This is a genomic window from Laspinema sp. D2d (genome assembly GCF_025370755.1).
Lineage (GTDB): Bacteria > Cyanobacteriota > Cyanobacteriia > Cyanobacteriales > Laspinemataceae > Laspinema.
Map to the genome: position 1 here is coordinate 17,408 of NZ_JAMXFC010000019.1, position 16,613 is coordinate 34,020.

Here is a 16,613-nt window from a genome sequence, read left to right on the forward strand (position 1 = left end):
CCGGGTTTTGAATAGGCTGGGTTAACTAAACCTTGTGCGCGGTTGCAGGGGAATCTCCATCACAAATTCGGTTCCGCTTCCCGGTGCACTGGTACAGGTGAGTTCCCCCCCATGTGCTTCGACAACAATTTGATAGCTAATGGATAACCCTAAACCCGTCCCGGAACCCACAGGTTTGGTGGTGAAAAAGGGGTCGAAAATCCGCCTCAAGACTTCATCACTCATTCCTGGACCATTATCGGAAATACGAACGATCGCCGAGTTGCGACTACTGAGTTCGGTATGAATCTGAATCGTGGGTGTCGCTGTATTTTCGTCTTTTTCTAAGGCATAAATCGCATTACTCAAAATATTCATAAACACCTGATTCAGTTCCGAGGCGTAACAGGTGACCCGGGGTAAGGTGCCATAGTTTTCTATAACCTGAATTCCTCGCTGTTCTCCTTCGCATCGCAGTCGCGGTTGCAAAATCATCAAGGTACTTTGGATACCTTCATGAATGTCTACGGGTTTCATATCCGCTTCATCATGACGGGCAAAGTTTCGTAGAGAGAGGACAATATTCCGAATCCGTTCTGCACCTCCTTTCATGGAATCAAGCAGTTTCTGCAAGTCTTCGACCAGAAATTCTAGGTCGAGTTCTTCCAAGGTTTCGGTGATAATTGGGGTGGGATTAGGGTATTCCTGCTGATAAGTTTCAATTAAATTCAGCAGTTCTTGAACATATTGGGACGCAGGGGTGAGGTTGCCATAAATGAATCCAACGGGATTATTAATCTCATGAGCTACACCGGCGACCATTTGTCCGAGTCCAGACATTTTTTCGCTTTGAATCAGTTGTGCTTGGGTGCGTTGCAGTTCATGTAAAGTTTGTTCGAGGCGGGTATTTTTTTCGTTTAACTCCTGAGTTCGTTGTTGGACTTTTTGCTCAACAGAAGCATATAAGAGGGCATTTTCTAGGGAAATTGCGGCTTGTGCGGAAAGGAGTCTTAAGACTTCTAAACGGTTGCTGGTAAAAGCTCCAGTTGTGAGATTATTTTCTAAGTAGAGGATGCCAATTAATTGACCGCGATCGAGGATAGGGAGACACAGAACCGATTTTAAGTTATGGGAAATAATATACGGATCAGCGGTGAATTTGCCTTCAGTGGCGGCATCGGTGAGGACGACATCGGATTTGGTCCGTTCAACATAGTTGATGATGGTGACGGGGACTTGATCCGGTTCCAGCGATCGCCCTCCCAGGGTTCCCGGTGCAGATTCAGCGATAATAACTTCTTCGCGATCAACGGATGCTTCAGCGGCGATTGTGAGTTTACCTTCTGCGGGTAAGATTAAACAGCCTTTTTGTGCACCGGCATTTTCGATGGAGATTTTCATCAATTTTGCCAGCAATTTATCCAAGACAATTTCTCCAGAAATGGCTTGGGATGCTTTCATCACTGAGGCTAAATCGAGGATACCGGCATGATTGTCCGTGGTGGTATGAATCGCTGTGGTTCGCGTGTCGATCGCCCCAGGATTCCCCGGGGCTTTAGTCAGTAATTGCGGATAAATCGCCTCTAGTTCAGTGACTTTTCTCACTGCACCCCAGCGTTGATATCCATAGTAGGCTTCTCGCAAATGAACTCGGCCATATTTTTGTTTATTCCGTTGGAACCAATATTGTGCCGCCAGTTCGTTGGCTAAAGCTTCGTTCTGGATAAACTCATATTTGCGGGCGGATTCTATAGCGCGATCGTACAAGTCAAGGGCTTCCTCTTCATCTCCCGCAATTCGGGCGAGTTCCGCTGCCACTAACAGATATTTATGCTCAAAGTTATCGGGACAATTTTCAGCCCAAACTTTCATCTGTTGTTGATTAGCGGCGATTTTTTGCTCATATTCCGCTTGTTCTTCTGGTGATGCTTTTGCATAGAGTGAACAAAACAGCAGCGATTGATAAAAATTATAGTCGGTCGTAGGCAGAGTGCCGGTAATATACAGCAGATATTTTTCCGCTTCTAAGGCACAATTCTTGGCTTCTTCTAGGCGATTATAGAGATAGAGTACCTGTAATTTTCGGATTAAATAATTACAGAGCGCATAAAATTTGTTGTCCTGATAACAGCCTGCCAAATACTCGGCTTCGCTGGTTTCTTCAAATGAAAATTCTAGGGGATCGGGTGTGATTTTCATTAAATTACAGAGGATCAGTTGCAAGCCTAGGGAGAGATCACTTGAGACTTGGTTTTTGGTTTTTTGGGTAAAATGAAAACAAGAAGTTGTTTCCCTGTTAATTTGGGCTAGATTTTGGCCCTCAAAAAACCCATTGAGAAGGGTATTATTCAGAAGATATCCGGCATATTCTAAATCCCCCGATTCCAATGCGGCTTGATAGCCTTCTTTATTGAGACGATTGGATTCTTTAATGTGTTTAAACCAGAAGCTCAAGCAATTAGCAAATCCAGCGCAAGCCTTACCTTTCAGTTCAAGGCTTCCCCATTTTTCAATCAAATTTAGGGCTAATAATCCAAATTCATAGCCGGATTTATAGTCTCCGAAAACTGAATTTAGCAATACTCCGTAGTTAGTATAAGAAATACAAGACTCTGGGATACTGCCATATTCCAGAGAAAGATTCACCCCTTTGAGGACGATCGCCGTCCAAAGTTGCGGGTCAATCAAGTAGGCTGGAGCTGCAACAGTGGTGAGCAGTTTTAAAGCTATTTTGGTCTCGGGGCGAGTGGTTTGAGGTTCATCGATTAACCGGGCAATCTCTTTTCCTTCCCATTTGGATTTTGCCGCGACAAATTCGGCCCCGATCGCCGTGGGGATATCGGTTTCTGGTAGTTCAATTCCCAGGAGTGCAAGGGCTTTCCGTCCGGTTTGTATCCCTTGGCTATATTCACCGCGCAAGACATATTGAAGTAACAGAAGATTGTTGACTTCTGCCTTTTCTAAAACTGAGTGAGTCCGGTTGAGGGTTTCCTTAATAAAAGTTTCGGATTCTTCAAAATTGCCATTGAGGTATTCCACCAATGAGCGTTGTTTATAGAGTTCCAAGGCTAACTCATAATCGCCGTCCCAAATGGTGTCGGTGAGACGGTCCATCCCCGCTTTTAAATATTGCTGGGCGGCGACATAGGCGGTGGCATTTTTAGCTTTTTTGGCCGCTTCTAAATTTAAAGTCGCCAATTCGATGATTTCTGCCTCTTCATCAATCAGCGATCGGCCTACATTCAAATGATCCACCAGTTCAAAGATTTTATCGGACCAATATTCTTCCGGGGTACTGGCGACTAACATCCGGCCAATTTGCAGGTGAACTGCCTTTTTTTGCGAGTCTTCAATTAAAGCATAAGCCGCCTGCTGTACTCGGTCATGTAAAAACTTGTAACTCAGAATTAATAGCGGATTAATCGAACTGGGATCCGTGACTTCTTCTGGGGTAATGGGTAGGATTAATCCCTCTGCGATCGCCGGAGACATATCGGAAAAAGTTCCAAATGATTCCTTAGCATAAATTAAGGACAAGGTATTTAAGTCAAATTGGTTCCCTAAACAGGACCCTAACCGTAAAACCTCTTGGGTCGCTTCCGGTAACTTCCGCAATTTGCTGACCATCAATTCGACCACATTATCTGTAATCCCTACTGCCTTAATTTGGTCGATATCCCATTGCCATCCTCCAATTTGGTTGGTACCGGCATTGGGATTAAACGTGAGCAAATTTTCCTGATACAGGGTCTTCAAAAATTGATTGACAAAGAAGGGATTCCCTTGGGTTTTCTGCACCACCAATTCCGCCAAAGGTTGTACCGTGGTCCGGTCCTGATGCAACGTCTCACTAATTAGTTGGGTGATTTGGTCAATTCCCAACGGTGTTAAAGTCATTTGATTAATGGTCGCCCCTTGTTTGCGCAATCCATCCAAGGTGAGGGTCAATGGATGCGTGGGGTTGACTTCGTTATCCCGATAAGCTCCAATGGGAAATAGATACCGGGTCTGTTCATCAGTCATCATTAACTCAATGAGCTTGAGTGTTGCAGAATCTGCCCACTGCAAATCATCTAGGAAAATAACTAACGGATGTTGTTGGGTGCAGAAGACGCGAATAAAGTTTTGAAAAACTAAATTAAATCGGTTTTGAGATTCACTCGGACCCAGTTGATTGACGGGATGCTGAGGACCAATAATTAGCTCAACTTCTGGAATAACATCAATAATAATTTGACCGTTAGAACCGAGGGCATTTAAAAGATTCCCTTTCCAAACCTTTAGCTTTTTTTCGCTTTCGGTCAAGAGTTGTTCGACTAAATCAGAAAAGGCACTAACGATCGCTGAGTAGGGAACATATCGCTGGAATTGGTCAAATTTCCCAGAAATAAAGTAGCCTTTTTTCTGATTAATTTTATGTTTAATTTCATCAACTAACGCTGATTTTCCAATCCCCGAATATCCCCCCACTAAAATCATTTCTGTATGGCCGCCCATGACCCGCTCAAAAGCATTCATAAATCGTTCGATTTCCGATTGCCTACCATACAATTTTTTGGGAATTTGAAATTTATCGGAAATATCCAGCCTTCCTAGGGGGAACTCGGAAATGGTCCCGGTGGTTCTCAGTTGGCTGAGACATTCCTCTAAATCAGCTTTTAACCCCCAGGCACTTTGATAGCGGTCTTCGGGACTTTTAGCTAATAATTTGAGGATAATGTCCGAAAGAGCTTTGGGCACCTCTGGGTTATGGTGATGAGGGGGAACTGGCTCGATCGCAATGTGACAATGGACTAATTCGATCGCATCGGTGGTTTCAAAGGGCAGGCGATCGCTCAAAAGTTCATACAGCGTTACCCCCAATGAGTAAAAATCACTGCGGCGATCGAGCGATCGGTTCATTCTGCCAGTTTGTTCTGGGGACATATAAGCCAAAGTCCCCTCTAAAGCCGCAGACTTTTCCACGGTAGGATGTTCTCGGGTCAATACCGTAGAGATACTAAAATCGATGACTTTCAATTGTCCCGTAACCGGGTTATAGGCGATATTCGCTGGATTAATATCTTTGTGAATAATATTAGCCGAGTGGAGTTCGGCTAAACTTTCGGCAATTTTAATGGTCAGGTTGAGAAATCCCAGAAGGGTAAATTTTTGGGATGTAATGAGTTGTCTTAAGGATTCTCCCCCAAAATCCTCTAAACTCATCATTAAGGTATTTTGATACTTTTCCAGGCTATACGCTTTAATAACCCCATTTAAATTAAAAGAGCGAATTAATTCATATTCTTGTTGATAACTGGCGAGTTCTTGGTCCGTGGGATAGTCTTTATGGAGAACTTTCAGGATAACGGGTTGTCCATCGAACTCTCGGCGTCCTCGATAGACCAGGGTATTGGAACTTTCATAAATTTTGGCAAGAATTTGATAGCCTGGAACTGATAGCATCATTCCGTTCTCCCTTAGAATCTGCTGCTTCCCTATTATATGCTTAGTCCATGCCAAACTATCAAATCTCCCCCTTGTAGTGGGGTTAAGTACAAGATGGGGTTGTAAATTACCTCAGATTGATCGGTTATTGCTTTGATCAACCCGTTATCTGTCTGAGGTACGGTAACGTGGATGGCATGGAATAACCCAATCAACCTATTCTTTTCTGCCCCTCCCTTAAACCCTTGGAAATGAGCAGACTGGCCTTCTGTACCCTGAACTAGGGTTGTATCCAACCCAAAGCCAGCGTAATTAAAATGACACAGCCAAAGGCTATTCGATACCAAATAAAAACCCAGGTACTCTGGGTTTTTAAGAAATTAATCAGCCATGCGATGGAAAGATAAGAAAAGAGGGCGGATGAAATTAATCCTCCCACCAGAGGGACCATGCCGATGTTGTCCAAATTAGAGGTCAACAGATCCTTGAGTTCGACTAATCCAGCTAAGGTAATCGCAGGAATGCCCAGCAAAAAGGAAAACCGGGCGGCAGTGGTGCGATCTAATCCCATGAATAATCCGGCAGTAATGGTAGAACCGGACCGAGAGAACCCAGGAACCAAGGCGAGGACCTGGGCGAGTCCCATTAATAGACCATCTTGAAGACTCAGTTGCCCAAAGTTGCGTTTTCGCGTCCCAAACCGTTCAGCAATCCCGAGCAAAATTGCCATTAAGATGGAGACAACGCCGATCGCGGTGATAGTCCGAAGATTTTCCTCGTAAAACTCGGGAATCACATATTTAATAATTAACCCAAATACGATAATGGGTATCGATCCGACGAGAATGCCTAGGACAATCCGAAAGTCCTGATCATCATATTCACGTCGCACCAGGGCCCGCACGGCTCCATTGCCTAGGGTACTCAAATCAGGCCAAAAATACCAGAGCACGGACCCAATACTTCCCAGTTGCAGGATAGCGGTGAAGGCAACGCCGGGATCTCCCCAACCCAGGGCCACGGGGACAACTTGTAAATGGGCGGTACTGCTAATCGGGATAAATTCGGTCATTCCCTGAACGAACCCCAGGACGATCGCCTGAAATAGATTGATCGTCGTTTCCGGTTCAGTGCTCTTGATCAGATCCGAAGCAGTTTCAGTGGTTGCTAAGAGTTGGGGACTCCCAGGGAACCCAGATAGGCCATTGGTCATGTCGGTTAGGCCGCTGGATCCTAAGAGTTCGCTACTGAGTGCTTTGGTTGTACAGGCGATCGCCATGCCGAGGGCCGTGAAACTTCCTAGGGTGAAAAACTGATTGCGTGATAGTCCCATGAATTTTGCCGATGTTATCTGTCTGGAAAATCTAAACTTGACCTTCATAGTGGATGGATTTATTCCAGGAGAAGTTCTAAATCTTCTTTTTTCCTAGATTGTTTAAGTTGACATGAGCGTTGAGCCACTCTGCCCTAGGCTGTTGTCCCCTGTTGAGAATGCCTCAAAGCAGAACACACGCATTATATTCTCAATTGGGAATTTAAGATGTAGCAACAAGCTGGAGCGCAAAATTTTGCATTGATTCTATAAAATCCCCGGTCATTTATGACCGATCGCCTCGGTTGGTCCGGTTTTTTCCCCAGGAATTTCAGGAATCGAGTAAAATTTAGACAGGGAAATCCCCTAGGGGGGGATATTTCTTGTGATATCTTAAATAAGATGAAGTTAAGTAAAGAATATTAAAGAATTGTTAAATCGATCCTGGTCTTCCTACACCTCCTCTGGAGCAGCCGTGAAATCTGCAAGCCTTAGTCTGAATCGTTCATTTACCTCAATCGGGATCGGTCAACGGTGGCGCATATTTGCCGCTGCCGCCTTTCTGGTATCGGTCCCCGTGTTTTTTGAAGCCCCTTTAGTCCGCCATCTGCCCCTACTGGCCGTTGCCTTGAGTCTGGGGTGGTTAGGGCTGGCGCAAGTGTTGCGATCGCGAGATGAGAGCCAGATTTGGGGTGATTTATTAATCGGATTTACCGGCAGTTGGTTGGCTGGAGCCATCTACTGGGGATGGTTTCGATGGGAACCTATGCTGCACTTACCCCTAGAGGCGATCGGGCTACCCGTGGCTCTGTGGTGTCTGTGGCGCGGTCAACTGGCGATCGGGAGTTGGTTTTATTTAGGGTCCTTATTCGGTACCACCGTCACCGACGTTTATTTTTATGTAGTAAACTTAATTCCGCACTGGCGACAGTTGATGCAAGTCGAACCCGAACTGGCGATTCCGATTTTTCAGAGTGCGATCGCCCTCGTCAACACCCCCTGGGGCTGTGGTTGGGCTGCGGTCCTCGGAATGCTCTTACTCGCTGTGGGGAGTTTACCCTTGCGCTCGGATCAGCTAAAATGGTGGGCGTTTGGGGGTGCAGTATTGAGTACAATTGTGGTAGACAGCTTGTTTTGGCTGGCAGCCCTAGCCGCCTAAAGGGTCAATTAGAGCTTGAATATCCCCTCTTACAGGGTTAAGCATCTGACTTAAAAAGGGGTAAGCATTGTTGAAGGGGACCTGTTCCAACTGAAAAACACCCCCCCCGGAACCCACAACTTTCCTAAAGCTTTCCTCAGAAAGGTGGTAGACCGTCAGTCTAGGGTTACTCCTTTTAAAATTAAGAGCGTTACAATTCCATAACGTTGGTGCTTAACCTGTGGCAAATCTCCCACCTACTCCTCATCTCGTACTGCGAACTGAAGCAGGGAACCGCTATCTCCCGTTAGTGGGAGGTAACTGTTGGACTATTGGACGAAGTGAAGATAATAATTTCGCAATTGGGGACCGCTGGATGTCCCGCGCCCATGCCATGCTGCAGTGTATGGACACCGGGGAATTTTATTTGATCGACCTCGGAAGTCGTAATGGATCCTTTGTCAATGGTCGCCGGGTGAGTATCCCCGTGATCTTGCACAATAGCGATCGCCTGACCTTCGGCCAAACCGACCTCGAATTCTTCTGTCCCACCAGCGATATCAGCGAATGCTCGGAAGAGTTAGGAACCGCGAAGGATTTTACCGTCACTGCCGCTTTACACGTGCGCCGGTTAATCTCCGTCATGGTCGTTGATATCCGAAATTTTACCGTTTTGACCCAACAACTCGATGAGAAAATCCTCTCAGAAGTAATTGGGACCTGGTTCCGTTGTGCCGGGAATATTATTCGCGATCGCGGCAGTTGGGTCGATAAATATATTGGCGATGCCGTCATGGCAGTCTGGTTTCACAGCACCCAAGAAGTCAGCGACGAAGAGATGCTGCGAATTTTCCAGGCCCTCAATTCCTTACATGAGATTACTGAAGACCTCAACAAACGCTATCCCCTGCCCTTTCCTCTCCGAATAGGGGCCGGAGTCAATACCGGATATGGCATGGTAGGCAATACCGGATCCGGCGATCGGCCCGACTACACCGCATTAGGAGATACCGTCAATGCCGCCTTTCGCTTGGAGTCCGCCACCAAAGAAATTGGCCTAGATATTGCCCTGGGTGAAACGACTTATAAATACTGTAGGACCGTCCCTGGACATCAGGACTTATTCAAGCAGCATAGCGTCCTTCTCAAGGGCTACGAAAAGCCAACCATCACCTATGCTTGCTCCTTCGCCAACCTGGAGGCGTTTTTGCGTTCCCAAGCCGCCAACCGCTAAAATTCCCCTTTTAAATCAAAATTAAGGACTTCCTGCAATTAGGGGAAGTCACCGCATCGGTGGGGGCAATTTCTGTACTGCCCCGCCTTTCATGGGGCGGGACCCCTTTGATCCAGACCCTCTCGGGAAAAAATCTGCGGATTTGGAAGAAATCCAAAAAAAATCTGTAGGTAAAATGGTAGTCTCTATTAAAAGGCTGTTTATGAGAAACAAAGGAATAAAGTTATGCAAAGATTGGTTCGCCTGGTCGCAGTCTTCGGCTTAGTCGTGGGTTGTTTGGGATGGTTAGGATTTCCCCAGAATGCCGTCGCGGCTGGCTGGAGCGGGGTCTCCTTGCAATCGACCATGTTAGTAGCCCAAACCCAGTATCGCAATCCCGTCGATGATAAGCTGGCGACTGAGTTTGGCGAAAAAATTGACTTAAATAACACCAACGTTCGGGCTTTCCGGCAGTATCGGGGACTATATCCGACCCTGGCTGGGCTAATTGTCCAAAATGCCCCCTACGAGAAAGTTGAGGATGTTTTAAACATTGCCAGCCTGAGCGATCGCCAAAAAGAATTGCTACAAGCCAATCTGGATAATTTTACCGTCACTGACCCTGAAGTCTCGTTAATTGAAGGCGACGATCGCATCAATAACGGCTATTACTAAACGATGTCCTGTTCCGATAGAACAGAGATCGTTAATTTCGTCCTTTGTCAACTAAGGTAATATAAAGAGCTTCTATAGCGCTTCTAAATCATTGGAGCAATAGGCGTTAGGTCCTTTTCCCCCGAGATAAAACCCCGGAGGGTTAGGGAGAAATTGGCGCTACCGCGACCGGAATGATCCAAATGATTTACCCTGGCCTATATAATCGGCTCAACTACTTGACAAGGGGCGATTTTTCATTGAGCAATCCGTCACAGTTCGATCCCGGTCTCAATCAGACGATACCCACCGCTTTTGATGTATTGGTCGTCGGTGCTGGTGCTGCGGGTTTGTATGCAGCCCTGTGCCTCCCCGATACTTACCGCGTGGGTTTAATTGCGAAAGATAGCTTGCCCTTGTCCGCAAGCGATTGGGCGCAAGGGGGTATAGCCGCTGCGATCGCCTCCGATGATTCCCCCAAGTTCCATATCGAAGATACCCTCGTTGCCGGTGCGGGGTTGTGTGATCTGGAGGCGGTCAAGTTTCTCGCCGAACAAGCACCGGACTGTGTTCAAAACTTGCTCAAACTGGGCGTCGCCTTTGACCGGGACAATCAAGGCACCCTGGCATTAACCCTAGAAGCGGCTCATTCCCATCGCCGAGTGCTTCATGCGGCAGATACCACGGGTCGAGCCATTGTCAGCGTCCTGAGCAGTCGTGTTTTGAGCTGCCCTCATATTCAGGCGATCGAAAATGCCGTTGTTTTGAATCTGTGGATCAACCCTGAAACCCAACGCTGTCAAGGCGTTCGCCTGGTGTATCAGGGTGAGATTTATTGGGTCCGTGCCGGTGCCGTAGTGCTCGCCACCGGGGGCGGTGGTCAAGTCTTCGCCCAAACGACCAATCCTTCGGTAAGTACCGGGGATGGGGTGGCAATGGCATGGCGTGCCGGTGCTGTGTTAAGAGATTTAGAATTTTTTCAGTTTCATCCCACCGCCCTCACCAAAGCAGACGCCCCGAGATTTTTAATCAGTGAGGCGGTCCGGGGTGAAGGCGCTCATTTGCTGGACGATCGCGGATATCGCTTCATGTTTGACTACCATCCCGCAGGAGAACTCGCGCCGCGAGATGTGGTCAGTCGGTCTATTTTTATGCATCTCCAGAATTGGGGAAGCCATACCACTCCAGGATGTGTTTGGCTGGATTTGCGACCCATTCCGGACGAACGGATTCGTCATCGCTTTCCGAATATTATCCAGGTTTGTCAAACTTGGGGAGTGGATTTGTTTAAGGAACCGATTCCGGTGGCCCCAGCGGCCCATTACTGGATGGGGGGGATTCAAACGGATTTGTACGGACGCACTTCGATTCCCGGTTTATATGCCGTGGGTGAAACGACCAATACGGGGGTGCATGGTGCGAATCGGTTAGCGAGTAATTCTTTGTTGGAATGTCTGGTGTTTGGGGCTCAGTTAGGGGCCATCGAAATTGCTCCGAATCCGGGAGAATGGGTTCGGGAAGAGACCGTTACTTTAGAGATTAGTCGGTTGGGGAAAGATTTACCAGCACAACAAGCTTATATTCAAGAACTGCGGCGATCGCTCCCGTTGCTGGTTTGGCAAAGTGCCGGAATTGTGCGGGGACAAGCAGCCTTAGAAGCGGCGATCGGGCAAATTAACATCTGGCAAGGCGAATTTGCCGCTCTTCCTATTTCTCAATATTTATTAAATCCGGTGGAGGGTCAGGGGGTCTGTTTTTCTATTCCCCATGTCAATGAACTGCTCGTTCAATGGTCGGAAACCCGTAATTTACTGGATGGAGCGTACTTGATTCTCACGAGTGCAATGTTTAGAACCGAAAGTCGGGGCGGGCACTATCGATTAGATTATCCCCATACCGATCCTAATTGGCAAGCTCATACGGTAGTTCAGAACCAATCTTGGCGCAGGGTTCCCCTGTGATGGTTCTGCTATTTCTCCCGATTACTCTTTCTTTCGTGGATTCACAGGTTTGGCTCTCCTATAAATATTAAAATGAAGCGTCAGGAGTAGGCCAGAGTTTAAAGCAACGGGAGGGTTTATCCCTAAATCTTGAGGACCAGTCTGAGACCTAAATGCAGCGGGTTCCAGCTCCAGGGGTTTCCCCCTGGGGCTTACCGTTACTCGGTCTTGGCGGTTCATATTCGGCAATGGAAATCTCCAAATTCGAGCCGGTGGTATTCCGGAGCGATTCAGGAGTCCAACTCGATTGCAGGCTCGTGACGACTAGAGTTGTCCCTAGCAAGCTGCTGATTGAAAATAGAGTGATTGTACTAGACCGAAGGAACGTAAACATAACACCCTTGACCCCATAAAATAACCTTCCTACTAGATGTCCCCCTGTTGTATTAGTTTATCAGTAGATTCACGGATTTGTCCAGTAGCTGAAAAAAATTTTTTAAGGAGTGGTCCCGTGGATTTACTGAAGAAGTTTTTCCGGGGTTAGCCCTAGGTTTGGGGGTGAAAACCTGTGATTTCAATCAAATTCATCCGCCTTGAACCCCGCTCAGGTTGAGGGGTATCCGTATTTACTCGGACTCTCCTAGGGGAAATCGTTAGATCGGTTTTGAAATGTTTAGTAACCTTGACAATTCGGTTAATGGAGAGGGTTTATGTCGTGATTGATTCAATTCTTAACATAGATTAATACTTTCCATAATTAATGCGAATATCCCCCCCGTTTTATTGCGGCTCTAGGGTGGCACAATTAAGGCGATCTAGATCGAGAGAAAACCCGTCAATATCCTGGATCCTTGAGCTTCTCCGGTCCTGAAGTTTCAGAAACCTCATAAAATTCATATTGATTTTTACCGAGTTCTTTAGAACGGTACATTGCTGCATCTGCAAGCTTAATTAAAAGATCTGCATCTTCCCCGTTTAAAGGGTATAAGCTAATTCCGATACTGGCGGTGACATGAATCAAGTCTCCCGCGATCGCCACGGGTTCCCCCAAGGTCGTCATAATCTTCTGAGCGACACTCGCCACATCTTGGGGGCGAGGAATGGCCGGTAAAATCACGGTAAACTCATCTCCCCCCAGACGCGCCACCGTGTCACTCCCCCGCAAACAGGCGGTGAGTCGTCGTGCCACTTCTTTTAATAACAGGTCCCCGCTGTCATGTCCGAGGGTATCATTAATTTGTTTAAATCCATCTAAATCAATAAATAAAACCGCTACAATTTGGTGATTAATTGCGGCCCATTCTAAGGCTTGGTTGAGCCGTTCTGAGAACAATTTGCGATTAGGAAGATTGGTTAGGGTATCGTGATAGGCTTGGTGGCGTAGGCGGTCTTCTGAGACTTTTAATTCTTGGTAAGACTGAGCTAACTCTGATGCGGTCCGTTTGAGTTCTTCTTCCATTTTTTTGCGTTCAGTGATGTCTCGAATCACCCCAACTAGAAAGATATTCCCGGCTGAATCTTTATGCAAAGACCGTTTTGTCGCAATATAATGGATTGTTCCCGTAGCATCCGTCAACTGAGCTTCATTTTCATGGGGTAAACCCGTGGTTAAGACCCATTCATCTTCCTGCCAAAACAGATTGGCTTCAGTAGTGGAAAAAATTTCATAATCTGACTTTTCAAGAACCACGGGTAAAGGATAGCCAATGAGTTGACAATAGGCTTCATTTAAGACAATCCAGCGATGGTTTTTATCCTTAACAAAAATGGGGTCGGGGATAGTATTGATGATTTGGTCTAAAAAGTCTTTGGATTCGGCAAAAGAGCGTTTTAATTTTTCTTCATGATAAGCAATATAAGACGTGAGCAATCCCGCTGAACCCAGGAGGGTTAAGAGGGGAGGAATTAAGGGGACCCACCAGCCGAGGATAAAGAGCAGGGTAGCGGTCCCAAACAGGATGAGGGAAGCCAGGAGGATGCTGCCCGTTAGGCGAATGGGCGATCGCCCAGTTGAGCTAATCAGGGCACCGGCGATCGCCCAGAGCACAATCCACAGCCATTCGATAGATTCAGACCAGAAAACAATCGAGGGAGGACGGTCATTTAAGGCCGCACTTAGGATTTGGCTAACAAAATTAGCATGAAGCTGGACCCCAAAGATTTTTCGAGGGGCGGGGAACAATCCTGCACTATTAGGGGTGTAGAAAAAATCATTGAGACTCGTAGCCGTCGAACCGATCAAGACCACGCGATCGCGCACCGATTCTGGGGGAACCTTACCCTGTAAAACATCCTGCATGGACACCTCCTGATAGGGCACCAGTTCAGAGTTATCCGGGGAACCCAGATGAAAGTTAGCCAGCACTTGATAACCGCCATTATCTTGGCTGATATAGGGTCCATCATTACCCTCAAACCGGGGAAAGGTGTGGGGACCCAGTTGGAAATGGTCCGGATGTTCCGATGAAGGTTGCGGTTTAATCCCTTCCCCTTCCAGATAGAGTAAGGCCAGCTTTAAGGCAAAACTTTGGTAGGATTTGTCCTCACTCCAGAGATAAAGCAGATTACGACGGACTTTGCCATCGAAATCGATCGCCACATTGTTAAATCCCACCGCCCCCAATTCCACCAAGACTTTCGGAGGCCGGACCCCAACGAGGTTTTTGGCGATGGGAACCTCTTCAATCCCAATCAGATTGGGGGTGGTGGCAAAGACCTGTTGTAACTCAGCGTGACCCGGTTCTACTGGAATATCCCGATAGAGATCCAGACCGATCGCCCGGGGAGAGTAGCTATCCAGTTTTTGCAGCAGTTCGGCTAAGACGCGATCGGAAATCGGCCAGCTTTGAAATTCCCGGATATCCGTTTCGTTAATTCCCACAATCAGGATGCGATCGTCCCTCGGTTCCGGGGGACGCCACCGAAACATCTGGTCATAAGCCCCCCATTCCAGAGACTGTAACAGTCCTGTAGAGCGCAGAATTAACACAAACCCGGCAACACCGACAACCGCCTTAAGGGGAAGCCAGAGGCTCCCACTCCAGTCGGGAAGTCTTTGTTGCCACCGTTCTCTCAGGGCTGTCCATCGAAGTTTTGGACCTTTAAGGGGCTGCATTTTCATCAAATACCGGCTTTCTCTGGAATTTAATCTGCTCAAAAAAAGGACTGGGATCCGGACTTTCCCACTGCGAGTCCAGCCTAAAACCGCATTGGGAATTTCTCGGATCCTGGGGTTCACCTTGAGTTAGGGACTCGGTAAGACGTTTTTAAAGTTACTTGGCCCTTGATAGCCGGACAATGCCGCTAATTCAGAGAGCGATCGCACCCCTGGATATTTTTCCCCGTTAATGATCCAGGTGGGAAATCCCTCAATTCCAACGGCTTTGCAGACTTGAGGTTGGGGATTTTTGCCGCGCGGATCGCATTCAATGTAGTTAATCTCACTCACGGCTTCTCGTCCGAACAGTTCCTTTTGTTCATGGCAGTGCGGACACCAATAGGCGCTATAGTTTTTGGCCCCTACGGCAGTCAGATGTCGGGCTAAGGCGATTTCAGCTTCACCGGATGAGGTAGAAATCGGCCAGCCGGTATTGGAGGGCGGGGTTCCAGCCTGACGCTGAACAATCGAGTTATCTGCGGAAGCGGGAGACCCTGGGTTATTGACATTGGCATAGACACCCAAAGCTCCAATCAGGGTAATCATGCCGACAATAATGCCGGTAAAGAAGAGTTGACCGCGATCGGGCCAATCTCGCCCAATCAGGGTTAAGACAAACAGCAACACCGAAAATACCCCTGAAGCCACGCAGTAAGGACAGAGCGCTTGCAGGGTAAACAACATGACATAAGTCAGGTATAGACTAAATACCAGCATGGTGCAGGCGATCGCAAACATCAGCAACCAAGAGGTGTTGTCTACCTGCGATTTCAAATCTTTTTGGGTCTCTTCTTTGATCAACAAAGGAGCCAAGGCCAAAATCGCCATAGTGGTATAGCCTAAAAACCCAAATAGGGTCAGAGGCAACCCAAAGATTTTGGCATATTCGCTTTCCAGGACAATTTGGCAGCCGGTGGTCGGACAAACCGCCGCAGCGGATCCAGTAAACTCAACGACGGTCAAAAAAGCGGTTTCTAAAAGACCCAAAACGGCGATCGCGCCGATGATATAACGCGACCAGCGGTAAATCCACGGAGTAGAACGTCGGCGTCTCATAAGCAAAATTTAGTAATGTGCAAACCGAGAATTGTTAACCCTCGGAGGAAACGAGCATCACAGGGGTTTAACCCGAGTGAGCATTGATATTGAGGATGACTATCGCCTTGGGGTAAGTTGGCTTGGGGTGCTTTTGTGATGCACTTTCAACGGGACAATTACCGCCTCAAACGTTTTACCCTGTACGCATCATATTTTTGGGGTAGGTACCCCTTCCATTCCGGGAGTCATACCCGCTTAAATTATGGTATCGGTCCGTACTATTGTTGAACAGACTCTCTTCATCAGGGTAAAACTCTTGAACACTCTAGTTTTAGAGCCAGGAATTGGCTTCGCCTTCCTGGATATAGCACCTCTCAAGGCATTGGACAATTTTTACCGGGAGTGGGAGCAAAATGCTCCCTAAGACTTGAAGGGAGCATCTTGCTCCCACCCCTTAATTCGATTGTCAGAATGATTAAGACTTGCTATGGGGTAGGGACCTGTTGCCGATCACTGAGTCAGTTAAGACTTGGGCGGGTCAATGACCTGAAGAGGCAAGGGATTTAGAATCGTTCCTCTCGACGAACGATCGCCTTCAATTGCTCAAGTAGCAAAGCCAGGACAATTTGATTGTGGCATATTCGCTCAGGGGAAGGGGGAATGCTCAACCCCAAAGGGTAAATGCCGCCGTGATGAAGGGGAGGGATAAGAGATGAAGGGGGAGGGAGACCAAATGAGTGAGGAAGGATGATTTC

General features: G+C 47.3%; 9 protein-coding genes. 4 read left to right on the plus strand and 5 right to left on the minus strand.

All coding sequences use genetic code 11. The features are described from left to right. Positions 1-21: 21 nt before the first annotated feature. Both NG796_RS14070 and NG796_RS14075 read right to left on the minus strand, forming a co-directional pair. A complete protein-coding gene (locus tag NG796_RS14070) occupies positions 22-5,427 on the minus strand; it encodes an AAA family ATPase (RefSeq protein WP_317619310.1) in 5,406 nt (1,801 codons plus the stop codon). Between the two features lie 259 nt (positions 5,428-5,686). Beyond that, the gene (locus NG796_RS14075) at positions 5,687-6,739 is read right to left on the minus strand and encodes an undecaprenyl-diphosphate phosphatase (protein ID WP_261207466.1); all 1,053 of its coding nucleotides are present in this window, start codon (positions 6,737-6,739) and stop codon (positions 5,687-5,689) included. 454 nt (positions 6,740-7,193) lie between these two features. Here NG796_RS14075 and NG796_RS14080 point away from each other — a divergent pair, with 454 nt between their 5' ends. The 4 genes from NG796_RS14080 (at position 7,194) to nadB (ending at position 11,684) form a co-directional block, all read left to right on the plus strand. Next, on the plus strand, positions 7,194-7,877 hold the full coding sequence (locus NG796_RS14080) for a DUF3120 domain-containing protein (RefSeq protein ID WP_261207468.1): 684 nt from the start codon (positions 7,194-7,196) through the stop codon (positions 7,875-7,877). Positions 7,878-8,097: 220 nt separating this feature from the next. Then, positions 8,098-9,090 (plus strand): adenylate/guanylate cyclase domain-containing protein, encoded by a 993-nt coding sequence (locus NG796_RS14085; protein ID WP_261207470.1) that lies wholly within the window; start codon positions 8,098-8,100, stop codon positions 9,088-9,090. A 225-nt stretch (positions 9,091-9,315) separates the two neighbouring features. Then, the gene (gene psbU / locus NG796_RS14090) at positions 9,316-9,744 is read left to right on the plus strand and encodes a photosystem II complex extrinsic protein PsbU (RefSeq protein WP_261207472.1); all 429 of its coding nucleotides are present in this window, start codon (positions 9,316-9,318) and stop codon (positions 9,742-9,744) included. A 182-nt stretch (positions 9,745-9,926) separates the two neighbouring features. Continuing rightward, the gene (nadB, locus tag NG796_RS14095) at positions 9,927-11,684 is read left to right on the plus strand and encodes an L-aspartate oxidase (protein WP_261207473.1); all 1,758 of its coding nucleotides are present in this window, start codon (positions 9,927-9,929) and stop codon (positions 11,682-11,684) included. 148 nt (positions 11,685-11,832) lie between these two features. Here nadB and NG796_RS14100 read toward each other — a convergent pair whose 3' ends face one another. The 3 genes from NG796_RS14100 to NG796_RS14110 form a co-directional block, all read right to left on the minus strand. Continuing rightward, on the minus strand, positions 11,833-12,057 hold the full coding sequence (locus tag NG796_RS14100; RefSeq protein WP_261207474.1) for a hypothetical protein: 225 nt from the start codon (positions 12,055-12,057) through the stop codon (positions 11,833-11,835). A 441-nt stretch (positions 12,058-12,498) separates the two neighbouring features. Next, the gene (locus NG796_RS14105) at positions 12,499-14,784 is read right to left on the minus strand and encodes a CHASE2 domain-containing protein (protein WP_317619311.1); all 2,286 of its coding nucleotides are present in this window, start codon (positions 14,782-14,784) and stop codon (positions 12,499-12,501) included. A gap of 123 nt (positions 14,785-14,907) precedes the next feature. Beyond that, entirely contained in the window at positions 14,908-15,876 is a 969-nt protein-coding gene (locus tag NG796_RS14110) for a vitamin K epoxide reductase family protein (protein ID WP_261207475.1), read from the minus strand. Positions 15,877-16,613 lie beyond the last annotated feature (737 nt).